The following is a 13,863-nucleotide window of genomic DNA, read 5'->3' as shown; positions in this document are numbered from 1 at the left end:
AAATGCAAAGTCGTAGGCATAAGCCTTTGAGTGGGGTGTTAAATGGATGAATTCAAACCAGAAGACGAGCTGAAACCCGATCCCAGCGATCGTCGTACTGGTCGTTCTCGTCAATCTTCAGAACGTGATAACGAGCCGCAGATCAACTTTGACGATGTTGATCTGGATGCAGACGATCGTCGCCCTTCACGTAGCCGCAATGCGCGTGATGAGCGAGAAGAAGAGGATTATGAGTCCGAAGAAGATTCAATGGACGAAGAGCCAGTAGAGCGTCGCCCGCGTAAACGTAAAAAAGCGGCCGCGCAGAAACCGGCCTCCCGCCAGTACATCATGATGGGACTGGGCGTTCTGGTGCTTGTGCTGCTGATTGTCGGCATTGGCTCCGCGCTGAAAGCGCCTTCCACGAATTCTGGCGAGCAAACGGCTTCCACTGAGAAGAGCATCAACCTCTCCGGTAACGATGCGGCAGATCAGGCAAATGGTGCACAGCCAGCGCCGGGGACCACCTCCGCAGAGCAGACCGCCAGTAACACAACGACGCCGCAGGATGTTTCCCTGCCGCCAGTCTCTTCTACCCCCGCTCAGAATCAGGCACCTGCCACGCCAGAAGGCCAGCAGCGTGTAGAAGTTCAGGGCGATCTGAACAACGCGCTGATGCAGCCGCAAAACCAGCAGCAGGTGGATAACGTCGTGGTGAATTCTACGCTGCCAACTGAACCTGCAACCGTTGCGCCTGTTCGCGGTGGCAACGCTCAGCCACAAACCGCAGCAACCGAAAGCAAGCCGCGTCAGACTCAGACTGCACCACGTCAGGAACGTAAGCAGGCGGTCATTGAACCTAAGCGTGAAACCAAACCTCAGGCTGTGGTAAAAGCACCAGAAGTAAAAGCAACCCCGGTGCAGCCGAAACGGACTGAAACCGCTGCGGCAAGCGAGCCCGCAAAAGCGCCAGTGACGCAGACTGCACCGAAAGCCACGGCCACCACCACTGCACCTGCGGCGACAACGGCTCCAGCTGCAACCGCCACAGCATCGGCTGGCACAACCGGTAAAACGACGGGTAACGTCGGTTCACTGAAATCTGCGCCATCCAGTAACTACACGCTGCAGCTGAGCAGTTCGTCCAACTATGACAACCTCAACGGTTGGGCGAAGAAATCGAATCTGAAAAACTACGTGGTTTATCAGACGACCCGTAACGGGCAGCCGTGGTATGTGCTGGTGAGCGGTGTGTATGCTTCTAAAGATGAAGCGAAACGTGCCGTGGCGACACTGCCAGCAGACGTTCAGGCGAAAAACCCGTGGGCGAAGCCCATTCATCAGGTTCAGGCCGATCTTAAGTAATGTTTAAAGCGCAGGATGCTGTCGGAGCTTTCTCCACAGCCGGAGAAGGTGTAATCAGTTAGTCAGCATGAAAAAAAATCGCGCTTTTCTGAAATGGGCAGGGGGGAAATACCCCCTGCTTGATGATATTAAAAAGCACCTGCCTAAAGGCGAGTGTCTTATCGAGCCCTTTGTGGGCGCAGGATCGGTGTTCCTGAACACCGATTTTTCTCGTTATATCCTGGCGGATATCAACAGCGATCTCATCAGCCTCTATAACATCGTCAAACTGCGTACCGATGAGTATGTGGAAGAGGCGCGCAAGCTGTTTACGCCCGAGAACAATCATCCGGATGTTTACTACCAGCTGCGCACTGAGTTTAACCAGAGCCAGGATCCGTTCCGACGGGCGCTGTTGTTCCTCTATCTCAACCGCCATGGTTACAACGGCCTGTGCCGGTATAATCTGCGTGGGGAATTCAACGTGCCGTTTGGCCGCTATAAGCGCCCTTACTTCCCGCAGGACGAGCTGTATCACTTTGCTGAAAAAGCGCAGAATGCAGAATTCCACTGCCTCTCATATGAAGAGTGTATGGAACTGGCGGGCGTAGACTCGGTGGTTTACTGCGATCCGCCTTACGCCCCGCTGTCTGCGACGGCGAATTTTACCGCCTATCACACCAACAGCTTCAGTCCGGCCGAGCAAGCCCGTCTGGCGGAGATGGCGGAAAAGCTGGTCAGCAAAAGAATTCCGGTGTTAATTTCGAATCACGATACCCCTGATACGCGCGAATGGTACAAAGCGGCGAAGCATTTTCAGGTCAAAGTGCGGCGTAGCATTAGCAGCAACGGCGGCACACGTAAAAAGGTGGACGAACTCCTGGCTCTTTATCGCCCCTGAGCCGTTTTGCCCGCCGGTAAACACATTTCAAGGAGATGCGGATGAAACAGTTTTTGATTGCTCCCTCAATTCTGTCGGCCGATTTTGCCCGCCTGGGTGAGGACACTGCTAACGCGCTCGCCGCAGGTGCGGATGTCGTCCATTTCGACGTTATGGATAACCACTATGTTCCTAATCTGACCATTGGCCCCATGGTGCTCAAGGCGCTGCGTAACTACGGTATTACCGCGCCCATTGACGTCCATCTGATGGTGAAACCGGTTGATCGCATCGTGCCTGATTTTGCCGCGGCGGGCGCCAGTATCATTACCTTCCACCCGGAAGCGTCTGAACACGTTGACCGCACGCTGCAGCTGATTAAAGAAAACGGCTGTAAAGCGGGCCTGGTCTTTAACCCGGCAACGCCGCTGAGCTATCTCGACTATGTGATGGATAAGCTGGACGTTATCTTGCTGATGTCCGTTAACCCGGGCTTTGGCGGGCAGTCATTCATTCCTCACACGCTTGATAAACTGCGTGAAGTGCGCCGTCGTATTGATGAGTCCGGCTATGACATCCGTCTGGAAGTGGATGGTGGCGTGAAGGTGAATAACATTGGTGAAATTGCGGCTGCGGGCGCGGATATGTTCGTTGCCGGTTCGGCAATTTTCGACCAACCGGATTACAAAAAAGTTATAGATGAAATGCGCCGCGAGCTGGCGAAGGTAAGTCATGGATAAATTGCAGGCAACCCGGGGTATTGCATTTGACCTCGATGGCACGCTGGTTGACAGCGCGCCGGGCTTAACGAGCGCCGTCGACCAGGCGCTGTACGCCCTTGAACTGCCCGTCGCGGGCGAAGATCGCGTCGTGACGTGGATTGGGAATGGCGCAGATGTCCTGATGGAGCGCGCCCTGACGTGGGCTCGCCAGGAGCGTGCGTCACAACGTTCCGCACAGGGCAAACCGAGCGTTGATCACGCGGATATCCCGCAGGAAGAACAGCTGCGAATTCTGCGCAAACTGTTTGACCGTTTCTACGAAGAAACCGTTGAAGAAGGCAGCTTCCTGTTCCCGGACGTGAAGGAAACGCTGAGCGCGCTGCATGCGAAAGGCATTCCGCTGGGGCTGGTTACCAACAAGCCGACGCCGTTTGTTGCGCCATTGCTGGACGCGCTGGATATCGCGAAATACTTCACCGTGATTGTGGGCGGTGATGACGTACAGAATAAAAAGCCGCACCCGGAACCGCTGTTGCTGGTGGCAGGAAAATTATCCTTAACACCTGCTGAGCTGCTCTTTGTCGGTGATTCACGCAATGATATTCTGGCTGCCAGAGCGGCGGGTTGTCCCTCCGTGGGGTTAACCTATGGCTACAACTACGGTGAGGCCATTACCCTGAGTGAGCCGGACGTCGTGTTCGATCGCTTCAAAGATTTGTTGCCCGCACTCGGGCTTTCATACAGTGAACATCAGGAATTGAAAAATGACTAAGCCCATCGTTTTTAGTGGCGCCCAGCCGTCAGGTGAATTGACCATTGGTAACTACATGGGTGCGTTACGTCAGTGGGTTAGCATGCAGGATGACTACCATTGCATTTACTGCATTGTGGATCTGCATGCTATTACCGCCCGTCAGGATCCTGAGAAGCTGCGTAAAGCCACGCTGGACACCCTGGCGCTCTATCTGGCCTGCGGGATCGATCCTGAAAAGAGCACCATCTTCGTTCAGTCTCACGTGCCGGAGCATGCACAGCTTGGCTGGGCGCTGAACTGCTACACCTACTTTGGTGAACTGAGCCGTATGACGCAGTTCAAGGATAAATCCGCGCGCTATTCCGAGAACATCAACGCCGGTCTGTTTGACTATCCGGTGCTGATGGCGGCTGACATTCTGCTGTATCAGACTAACCAGGTGCCGGTGGGTGAAGACCAGAAGCAACACCTGGAGCTGAGCCGTGATATCGCCCAGCGCTTTAATGCCCTGTATGGCGAAGTGTTCAAAGTGCCAGAGCCATTTATTCCAAAATCTGGTGCACGCGTGATGTCGCTGCTGGAGCCGACCAAAAAGATGTCCAAGTCTGACGATAACCGCAACAACGTTATCGGCCTGCTGGAAGATCCGAAATCGGTGGTTAAAAAGCTCAAGCGTGCCGTGACCGACTCCGACGAGCCGCCTGTTGTGCGCTACGATGTGCAGAACAAAGCGGGGGTCTCCAACCTGCTGGATATCCTCTCCGGTGTGACCGGCCAGAGCATTCCTGAGCTGGAGCAGCACTTTGAAGGCAAGATGTACGGCCACCTGAAAGGCGAAGTGGCGGATGCCGTTTCCGGTATGCTGACCGAGCTCCAGGAGCGTTATCACCGCTACCGTAACGATGAAGCCTTCCTGCAGAAGGTGATGAAAGAGGGCGCTGAAAAAGCCAGCGCGCGCGCGTCAGAAACCCTGAAAGCGGTGTACGAAGCGATTGGGTTTGTGGGTAAGCCGTAGGTAAAAGCAAAACGGTAACGGCGTTACCGTTTTAGGGTTTGTACCCTCTCCCTGTGGGTGAGGGCATCACGCCGCACTTTTCTAAACAAAAAAACCGGGGAATCCCCTAATGCTGGTCACTTAAGGTGATCAGCATTTTTTCTTGCCGGATATTTCTGGGCTTTTATTCTCACTTCCCGGGGGTAACTTCGCTCTCTTCTTCCCGGTAATACTAGCCACTTTGCTTTCTCATACAGCGTTCTTAACTCACCCGGCATCTTACCCGGTGAGGCCCATGGCAGCGTTATCAGAAGCCTGGTTATTTCACTTATTGTGCCGCTAAAGCTCAACTGGTAAGGCAGATAATCGCCCTTCAGTTCAAACGCCATCCTTACCATCTGGTATCTCACCAGGTTGTAAGTCAGCAGTACCCCCCATAACTCCTGTCGCACCAGTTCTGGCAACTTACTGCGTAACGTCCAGCGGCTGTCCATCATTCCCTGCTTCGCTTCCCGGTAACCCAGTTCAATTTCCCACCTGTGACGATATAACTCGCTGATATCATTGCCAGGGTAGCGATTCTGGTCTGTCAGGGATGTCAGAACCTGTTTTTCTTTTCCGTCAACCGTTCGGGTCAGCAGTCTTGCGGTGAACCGCCCCGGGAGTGCTGGCCACTGTTTCCGGGCCTGTGGGCTGGTTTTCAGTTCAACAAGCTCGTCGCCACGTCCCAGCTTACGCACAACTTCATATTGTGTGTTTTTTTTCAGTGGCAGCAGCCAGTGCCGGTTTTCTCCGGACATCTGCCAGTGATGAAGCAGTCCCGGAGAGTAAAATCCTTTATCGAATAAAGTGATACTCTCATCCGGCGTTCTTTCTGCCAGCTGCGCTGCCAGTCGCATTTCGCTGACGTTCTCGCTGTCAAAGGCGCTGGCGTTGATCAGATGGCTGCTCAGCTCCATCAGACAAACCATCCTGACCTGCGGATAGCCACCGGTACCATTTCGCCCTGCGGGTCTGCTGAAGGCCGCGCTGTTTTCCGGCGTGTCTGCCGTACGCCAGACAACACCGTCCACAGCAAACAGATTCAGTCCGTGCCATTTCGGATGGGCCGCCTGCTGGTTCCAGTACCGCTGTGTAATGTCGAACAGTTCCCGCACAGCATCTTCCCCGAGCGTTTTTCGGCGCTGAATAACTGAGCTGCGGGCGGTGAAAGGCTCACCGGTCCTGTCAGTGATATCCATCAGATTCACGATCTCGGTCATAGGGCGATTGCAGAAAATGGACATGCCAACGACCAGCCAAATCATGGATTCAAGAGGAAGTTTGCGTTTGCGGAGTGTGACAGTATCAGTCAACGTTAACGCTTTCTGAATGAATTCAGTGGGAATGAGGTCCGAGAGGCTACGGGCGTGCTCAGGGGAGGTAACGTTGATAATGCCGAGGGCTTGTGAAAGTTCCATTTAAAAAAGGGTCCATGATGAACATGAACCCTTTTTACACCAGCCACCGGATCGGTCAACCGATCCTTAAACGATCGGCATTAGGGAATCCCCGGTTTTTTTACACCTGTAAAACAGCTTACTGCTGTGCCGCCGGGCCACAACCCCCGATGATCTTCGAAATGGAGATCGCCGGGTGCAGCAGGTAATCGTAGCTGCAGTTGTTTTTGGTGTTTTGCACGTGGCCAGTGCAGGCCGTCAGAGTCGATAACAGGCCTACCAGAACGGCAGCTTTAGCCAGTTTGAACATACGCATTCCTTGTCTTAAAAAAACTAAATTGGATGTAACACGAGGGAATAAATGGAAAAGTTCCATTTCGCGGGAGGTATGTTATCGACAGCAGTAACAGGGGAGTAGTCCGGTTAAGGACTACTCGAAGAAGGGAGAATATGCGCTAGTGATTTGAGAACCAGTTGAGTTTATCGCGCAGCTCGACCACGCGGCCGACAATAATCAGCGCCGGGCTTTCAACCTGCTGCGCCAGCTCACCCAGCTGTGTCAGCACGCCATTTACCACGCGCTGCTTAATGGAGGTGCCGTTTTCCACCAGCGCGACGGGCATATCCGCTTCCATGCCGTGTTCCAGTAATTTCGCCTGGATCGTAGCGGCCTGATTCAGCCCCATATAGAAGACCAGCGTCTGCTTTTCGGCGGCCAGGTTGTGCCAGTCCAGTTCGCTGCCGGTTTTCAGGTGCCCCGTCACCAGACGCACGCTCTGCGCGTAATCACGATGGGTCAATGGAATACCGGAGTATGCCGAACAGCCGGATGCCGCCGTAATGCCAGGCACCACAGAGAACGGAATACCTGCGTTGCAGAGGGTTTCCAGTTCCTCGCCGCCGCGACCAAAGATAAACGGATCCCCGCCCTTCAGGCGCACCACACGTTTTCCTTTTTGCGCTTCCCGCAGCAGGATCTGGTTAATCTCTTCCTGCGGCACGCAGTGATAACCCGCACGTTTACCCACAAACACCCGGTCCGCATCGCGACGTACCAGATTCATGATCTCATCGGAGACCAGACGGTCATACACAACGGTATCGGCCTGCTGGATCTGCTGGAGTCCTTTCAGCGTCAGTAATCCCGCATCGCCGGGGCCTGCGCCTACCAGCACCACCTCGCCACGATGATCCAGCGGTTCAGAGAGTAACTGCTCGGTCGTCTCTTCAACCGCCTTCACGTCCTGATTGGCCAGCGACTGGGCCAGTCGGTCATTGACGAAGAATTTTTCCCAGAAGCGACGGCGCTCGCCCACGGTCGCGAAGGTTTGCTTCACTCGTGAACGCAGTTGCCCTGCATAGTGGGCAATTTGTCCAAGATGTTGCGGCAGCAGTGCTTCCAGTTTTTCCCGCAGCAGGCGGGCGAGAACCGGCGAGCGGCCACCTGACGACACCGCAATCATCAGCGGTGAACGGTCGATTATCGACGGCATGATAAAGCTGGCTTCTTTCGGCGCATCCACCACGTTGCAGAAGATACGGCGCGCTTCGCAGGCATCGCTAACGCGCTGATTCACTTCATCGTCATCCGTCGCGGCAATAGTCAGCCAGCAGGTATCCAGCAGGGACTCGTTAAACTCCCCCTGATTCAGCGTGAGCATCCCTTCCTTCGCCCAGGCTTCAAACTGTGGTGCGAAGGCGAGGGCGTTAACCGTAAGACGGGCACCTGCCTCTAACAGCAAGCGGGCTTTGCGTTCAGCCACATCGCCGCCACCCACAAGCAGGCAGTCGCGATGGCGTAATTGACAGAAAATCGGCAGGTGGTCCACGACATTACCTCACAGCATTCATGGAGGGGGTAAGAATTGACGTCAGAATAACAGCAGGAATCGCCGGAAACATACGGTTTTTCCTGCCGTTACCCATAAGGGGTCATAAGCCTTTCCTATAGGAAAGGCGGGGGGTTAGGCTTTTAACTGCACTTGGCCGTCCTTCACGCGAACGTCGTAGTGCTTCACCGAGTAGCTTTCATCTTCCATGCACAGTCCGTCGCTTAAACGGAAACGCTGTTTTTTCAGCGGACTGGCGACCCACAGTTCACCCTGATGCTCGGCAATCAGCCCGCGGGAGAGGACGCTGGCCTCAAAAAACGGGTCGATATTGCTGATGGCAAAAACCTGTTCGTCGTGGCGAGGGCGGAAAATCGCGACCTGCTCGTTTCCCAGCAGCGCACAGACGCCGGTTGCCGGCAGAATGTCGTTAATGTTGCAGATGTTTACCCACTGGCTCATGCGTTTTCCTCCACCAGCGTCACCGGAATACGTTCATAAGGTGTCGCCGGACGATGCTGTTCGCGCTCTGCTACTACCTGCACGTTCGGGTCGCGCTGGGTGCTGTTGATGAAGTGTTTGAAGCGTGTCTGTGCCGCTGGCGTGTTGACGGTTTCCGTCCACTCGCAAATCACCGCCGCGCGCAGGCGCGCCATCTCCGCTTCCAGATGTTCGTTCAGGCCCAGCTTATCGTCGATGATGACCGACTTCAGGTAGTCGATGCCGCCCTCCAGATTATCCAGCCAGGAAGCGGTACGGGTCAGTTTGTCGGCGGTACGGATGTAGAACATCATGAAGCGGTCGAGATACTGAATCAGCGTGTCGTGGTCAAGATCGGCCGCCAGCAGGTCAGCGTGGCGTGGTTTCATCCCGCCGTTACCGCAGACGTACAGGTTCCAGCCTTTCTCGGTGGCGATGATCCCCACGTCTTTCCCCTGCGCTTCGGCACATTCACGGGTACAGCCGGAGACGCCGAACTTCATTTTGTGCGGGGTACGGATGCCTTTGTAGCGGTTTTCCAGCTCGACGCCGAAGCCCACGCTGTCGCCCACGCCGTAGCGGCACCAGGTGCTGCCCACGCAGGTTTTCGCCATGCGCAGCGCTTTGGCATACGCATGACCGGTTTCGAAGCCCGCCTCAATCAGCTGACGCCAGATCTCCGGCAGGTCATCTTTCTGTGCACCAAACAGGCCGATACGCTGGGAACCGGTGATTTTGGTGTAGAGGTTAAATTCACGCGCGATACGGCCCACGGCCACCAGCCCTTCCGGGGTGATTTCACCGCCCGCAGAGCGTGGGATAACGGAGTAAGTCCCGTCTTTCTGGATATTTGCCAGGAAGTTGTCGTTGGTGTCCTGCAGCGGCGTATGTTCTGGTTTGAGGATGTACTCATTCCAGCAAGAGGCCAGCAGGGAGCCGACGGTCGGTTTACACACTTCGCAGCCATAGCCCTGGCCGTGCTTGGCCAGCAGTTCGTCGAAGGATTTAATGCCTTCCACGCGGATCAGGTGATACAGCTCCTGGCGAGAGTACGCGAAGTGCTCGCACAGGTTGTTGTTCACTTCGATGCCCTGTTTCGCCAGTTCGGCGTTAAGCACCTGTGTGACCAGAGGAATACAGCCGCCGCAGCCGGTTCCGGCTTTGGTTTCCGCTTTCAGCGCCGCAACGGTGTGACAGCCTTTGTTGATGGCGGAGATCAACATGCCTTTGGTGACGTCGAAGCAGGAGCAGATCTGCGCGCTGTCCGGCAGTTTATCGACGCCGATAGACGGCTTGCCGCTGGAAGCGTGCGCCGGGAGGATCAGCGCGTCCGGATTCTCCGGCAGTTCGATGGCGTTCAGCACCAGTTGCAGCAGGTTGCCGTAGTCGCTGGTGTCGCCCACCAGCACCGCACCGAGCAGGGTTTTGTTGTCCTGGCTGACGATCAGGCGTTTATAGATCTCTTTGCTCTCATCGAGATAGACGTAGCTGCGCGCGCCCGGCGTGCGGCCATGCGCATCGCCGATGCCGCCCACGTCCACGCCCAGCAGCTTCAGCTTGGCGCTCAAGTCCGCGCCTTCGAAGGCGTTTTCGTTTCCGAGGATATGGTCAACGGCGACCTGCGCCATTTTGTAGCCCGGCGCCACCAGACCGTACACGCGGTTATTCCAGCTGGCACATTCGCCGATAGCATAGATATCCGGGTCGGAGGTCTGGCAGGTATCGTTCACCATGATCCCGCCGCGCTGGGCAACCGCCAGACCGCACTGGGTGGCCAGCTTGTCGCGTGGGCGAATACCGGTTGAGAAGACGATAAAGTCAACTTCGAGCTCGCTGCCGTCGGCAAAGCGCATGGTTTTACGCGCTTCGGTGCCTTCCTGCACAATCTCTTTGGTGTTTTTGCTGGTGTGGACTTTCACGCCCATGCTTTCAATCTTACGGCGCAGCTGATCGCCACCCATGTGGTCCAGCTGTTCGGCCATCAGCATCGGGGCAAATTCGATGACGTGCGTTTCAACGCCGAGGTTTTTCAACGCTCCGGCTGCTTCCAGACCCAGCAGGCCGCCCCCGACCACCGCGCCGCGTTTACTGCGACGTGCGCAGGATTCGATGGCGTTGAGATCTTCAATGGTACGGTAAACGAAGCAATCCTGCGTTTCCGAACCTTTGATAGGCGGGATCCACGGATATGAGCCAGTCGCCATGATCAGCTTGTCGTAAAAAACCGTACGGCCAGCGCTGGAGTGGATCACTTTCTCCTGACGGTTGATGGTGATAGCGCGTTCGCCCACCAGCACTTTTACGCCATGCTTCTCATAGAAACCTTCACGCACCAGAGAGAGCTCTTCGGCGGTATGATGGGAGAAGTAGGAAGACAAGTGCACACGGTCGTACGCCTTGCGGGGTTCTTCACAGAACACGGTAATATCGAACTGCTCAGCGCTGGCTTTATCGAGAAGATCCTCAATAAAGCGGTGGCCGACCATGCCGTTACCGATGATAGCGAGTCTGACTTTGCTCATTTTTGCCTCGATTTCTTTTCTATTACTGCCTACCTTAACGATTCAGCAGGGGCACTTATTGATGCAAATCAAATACGCCTTCGCCTACTCCCTAGGTGGTAGATGTATGATTTGTCAGGATTTTTATAAGTTATGGAAATCGCTGGCTTTTCGTTGTCGTCGATTTTATGTACAAAAAGAGTGGCTATTTTTGGAAAAACAGGTACTCCTTAATTTCAGCCGCGTTTTTCAGGGGAAAGGTATGTCTACAACACCGCTTTGGCTTGTGCAGAATGTTCGTTTACCGGATCGCGAAGGGCTGTGGCAGATCGCCATCGAGAACGGTCGGTTTGGTGCTATCACGCCCATGGACGAGACTCACAGCGAAAGCTATGAGGTCTTGAATGCCCGCGGCGGACTTGCTATTCCACCGTTTATTGAGCCGCATATTCACCTGGATACCACGCAGACGGCGGGCGAGCCACACTGGAACCAGTCCGGCACGCTGTTTGAAGGGATTGAACGCTGGGCGGAGCGTAAGGCGCTGCTCAGCCATGAAGATGTCAAAGCGCGCGCATGGAAAACGCTGAAGTGGCAAATTGCCAACGGGATCCAGTTTGTCCGCTCCCACGTGGATGTCTCCGACCCGACACTTACCGCCCTGAAGGCGATGCTGGAGGTTAAACAGGAGGTCGCCCCGTGGGTGACGCTGCAAATCGTGGCATTCCCGCAGGAAGGCATTCTCTCTTACCCGAACGGCGCGGCGCTGCTGGAAGAGGCATTAACGCTGGGCGCGGATGTGGTGGGTGCCATCCCGCACTTCGAATTCACCCGGGAATACGGCGTGCAGTCCCTGCATATCGCCTTTGACCTGGCGAAGAAATACGACCGTCCGCTGGATATTCATTGTGATGAAATCGACGATGAGCAGTCCCGCTTTGTGGAGACGGTCGCCACGCTGGCCTATGAAGCTGGCATTGGCGCGCGGGTCACGGCCAGCCACACCACCGCCATGCATTCCTACAACGGCGCGTATACCTCGCGGCTGTTCCGCCTGCTGAAGATGTCGGGCATTAACTTTGTGGCGAATCCGCTGGTGAATATCCACCTGCAGGGGCGTTTTGACGACTATCCGAAGCGTCGGGGCATTACCCGCGTGAAGGAGCTACAGGCGGCGGGCATTAACGTCTGCTTTGGTCATGATGATGTGTTTGATCCATGGTATCCGCTCGGTACCGGCAATATGCTGCAGGTACTGCATATGGGACTGCACGTCTGTCAGATGATGGGCTACCCGCAAATTGACAGCGGCCTGAACCTGATCACCCATAACAGCGCCCGCACCTTTGGCCTGAGCGATTACGGTATTGAGACGGGGAACCCGGCGAACCTGGTGATTTTGCCTGCAGAGAGTGGGTTTGAGGCGGTACGCTGTCAGGTGCCGGTGCGCTGGTCCATTCGGCAGGGGCGGATTATTGCCACCACGCAGCTGGCGCAGACCTGGATCCAGATGGATAGCGGGGGAGAAGAGATAAGTTTTGCCAGAAACAGCCCCTCTGCGTAGCGCAGAGGGGCGCAGGGATTAGTGCGACGCCGCTGCAGCGTTATGCTGGCGGTGGCGGGTTACAAAGCCCAGGATGAAGCACATGATGAACACCACGGCGTACAGACCGTTAGCGGTGTGCAGCGCCGCCAGCGGACCGCTGTGGGCGACGATCGGGCCCGTCACCACAAAGGTCAGCATGGTGCCGATGGTGCCGCAGGTCAGGACGAAGTTCACCAGCTTCGGCGAGGCCACTTTGGTCTGCAGGGAGCCCAGGGTGATGATCGACGTATAAATGGCGCTGGAGAAGAAGCCCAGGGTCAGAATGAACCACGGCATGTGGTCCGGGGAACCGTTGATGAACAGATACATCAGCACGGTAGCCAGGCCTGCCAGCACGGTCAGGATGCGCTGCAGATCGAAGAAGCGCAGGATGAAGCTAAACGCCCACATGCCAAACATGTAAGACATCCAGAAATCGCTCACCAGTTTACCCGCGTCGTTCAGGCTCATGCCCAAACCTTTGGCGTATTCCGGCACCCAGGAGATAAAGCCCAGTTGACCCAGGATGTAGCACAGTGCGGCAATGGAGAGGAACAGTACGCCGATACCCCATTTCTCTTTCGCCACAGGCTCTGCCGTGGTCTGTGCTTTTTTACCCAGAACCGGGAATTCGCAGCCGAAGGTCAGGATGAAGATGGCCACGTAAACCAGGCCGATACAGGCGTAGACCCAGTACCACTCAATGCTGCGCGCCAGCAGAACGGCCGCGACCATCGGGAAAATCATCCCGGCCATGCTGAAGAAGGAGTCGGTAAACAGCAGGCGCGCGCCGCGCTGACGGCCTTCATACATATGGGTAATCAGGAAGGTACCAATCGACATGGTGATCCCGCTGACCAGACCGAGCACGAACATGGCGGCGGAGAACAGGGCGATGCTGTGGCTCAGCATCAGACCCGCCACGGCGGCGACCATCAGCACAAAACCAAAACGCAGCTGCGTTTTCAGCGGAACAATTTCCATCAGCCAGGCATTCAGGAAAATGGAGATCAGGATCCCCGCGTTGAGGAAGGTGAAGGTGTTACTCATGCTGGAAACGGGCAGCTGGAAGTAGTCTGCGATATTTCCCATCACCATCCCGGTGACGATCACCAACGCGCCGGTCAGGGCGTAGGAGAAGAAGCTGATCCATGTGAGCTTGATACGATTGCTGTTAGTCATGTCTGGCCTGTTCAGGAAAAGAAAAGCGCCGGATAGGCGCTGAGAGCGGGCAGATTTTAGTCGTGAAAGTGATCCATTCATATCTTTTAAAGAAAATATGAGCTTCATTGCAGGTTTTTATGTGATCGCGATCACATAAAATTGCGTCATAACCAATCGTTTGCGCGGTAACAA

12 protein-coding genes are annotated in these 13,863 nt (G+C 55.4%); 6 read left to right on the top strand and 6 right to left on the bottom strand.

Annotated elements, in window-relative coordinates:
* The first annotated feature begins 42 nt into the window (after positions 1–42).
* The 5 genes from damX (at position 43) to trpS (ending at position 4,694) form a co-directional block, all read left to right on the top strand.
* Positions 43–1,344: a cell division protein DamX gene (gene damX / locus ACQG2G_RS20620; RefSeq protein ID WP_029882161.1), complete on the top strand. Its 1,302-nt coding sequence runs from the start codon at positions 43–45 to the stop codon at positions 1,342–1,344.
* A gap of 67 nt (positions 1,345–1,411) precedes the next feature.
* Positions 1,412–2,224 (top strand): adenine-specific DNA-methyltransferase, encoded by an 813-nt coding sequence (gene dam, locus ACQG2G_RS20615; protein ID WP_013099069.1) that lies wholly within the window; start codon positions 1,412–1,414, stop codon positions 2,222–2,224.
* A 41-nt stretch (positions 2,225–2,265) separates the two neighbouring features.
* The gene (rpe, locus tag ACQG2G_RS20610) at positions 2,266–2,943 is read left to right on the top strand and encodes a ribulose-phosphate 3-epimerase (RefSeq protein ID WP_008503032.1); all 678 of its coding nucleotides are present in this window, start codon (positions 2,266–2,268) and stop codon (positions 2,941–2,943) included.
* Complete coding sequence (gene gph / locus ACQG2G_RS20605) at positions 2,936–3,697, top strand: phosphoglycolate phosphatase (protein ID WP_013099068.1); 762 nt, start codon at positions 2,936–2,938, stop codon at positions 3,695–3,697. The genes rpe and gph overlap by 8 nt, the downstream gene beginning before the upstream one ends.
* Positions 3,690–4,694 (top strand): tryptophan--tRNA ligase, encoded by a 1,005-nt coding sequence (trpS, locus tag ACQG2G_RS20600; RefSeq protein WP_013099067.1) that lies wholly within the window; start codon positions 3,690–3,692, stop codon positions 4,692–4,694. The genes gph and trpS overlap by 8 nt, the downstream gene beginning before the upstream one ends.
* 116 nt (positions 4,695–4,810) lie before the next feature.
* Here trpS and ACQG2G_RS20595 read toward each other — a convergent pair whose 3' ends face one another.
* The 5 genes from ACQG2G_RS20595 to nirB all read right to left on the bottom strand — a co-directional run bounded on the left by ACQG2G_RS20595 (position 4,811) and on the right by nirB (position 10,943).
* Positions 4,811–6,133: an IS4 family transposase gene (locus ACQG2G_RS20595; protein WP_020686790.1), complete on the bottom strand. Its 1,323-nt coding sequence runs from the start codon at positions 6,131–6,133 to the stop codon at positions 4,811–4,813.
* Between the two features lie 118 nt (positions 6,134–6,251).
* A complete protein-coding gene (locus tag ACQG2G_RS20590; RefSeq protein WP_008503029.1) occupies positions 6,252–6,422 on the bottom strand; it encodes a YhfL family protein in 171 nt (56 codons plus the stop codon).
* 145 nt (positions 6,423–6,567) lie between these two features.
* A complete protein-coding gene (gene cysG / locus ACQG2G_RS20585; protein WP_013099066.1) occupies positions 6,568–7,941 on the bottom strand; it encodes a siroheme synthase CysG in 1,374 nt (457 codons plus the stop codon).
* Between the two features lie 135 nt (positions 7,942–8,076).
* The gene (gene nirD / locus ACQG2G_RS20580; RefSeq protein ID WP_013099065.1) at positions 8,077–8,403 is read right to left on the bottom strand and encodes a nitrite reductase small subunit NirD; all 327 of its coding nucleotides are present in this window, start codon (positions 8,401–8,403) and stop codon (positions 8,077–8,079) included.
* Positions 8,400–10,943, bottom strand: a complete 2,544-nt coding sequence (nirB, locus tag ACQG2G_RS20575; RefSeq protein WP_013099064.1) for a nitrite reductase large subunit NirB — start codon at positions 10,941–10,943, stop codon at positions 8,400–8,402. Before nirB ends, nirD begins: the two co-directional genes overlap by 4 nt.
* Positions 10,944–11,184: 241 nt before the next feature.
* Here nirB and ACQG2G_RS20570 point away from each other — a divergent pair, with 241 nt between their 5' ends.
* Positions 11,185–12,486 (top strand): cytosine deaminase, encoded by a 1,302-nt coding sequence (locus ACQG2G_RS20570; protein WP_100168406.1) that lies wholly within the window; start codon positions 11,185–11,187, stop codon positions 12,484–12,486.
* A gap of 18 nt (positions 12,487–12,504) precedes the next feature.
* Here the strand turns inward: ACQG2G_RS20570 and tsgA are convergent, their stop codons facing one another.
* A complete protein-coding gene (tsgA, locus tag ACQG2G_RS20565) occupies positions 12,505–13,689 on the bottom strand; it encodes an MFS transporter TsgA (protein WP_013099062.1) in 1,185 nt (394 codons plus the stop codon).
* Positions 13,690–13,863 lie beyond the last annotated feature (174 nt).

Origin of the sequence: Enterobacter cloacae complex sp. 382A5 (assembly GCF_050031095.1) — a bacterium.
Taxonomy (GTDB): Bacteria; Pseudomonadota; Gammaproteobacteria; order Enterobacterales; family Enterobacteriaceae; genus Enterobacter; species Enterobacter cloacae.
Note: the sequence above shows the minus strand (reverse complement) of the source record. Positions and strands in the feature narration are given on the sequence as shown.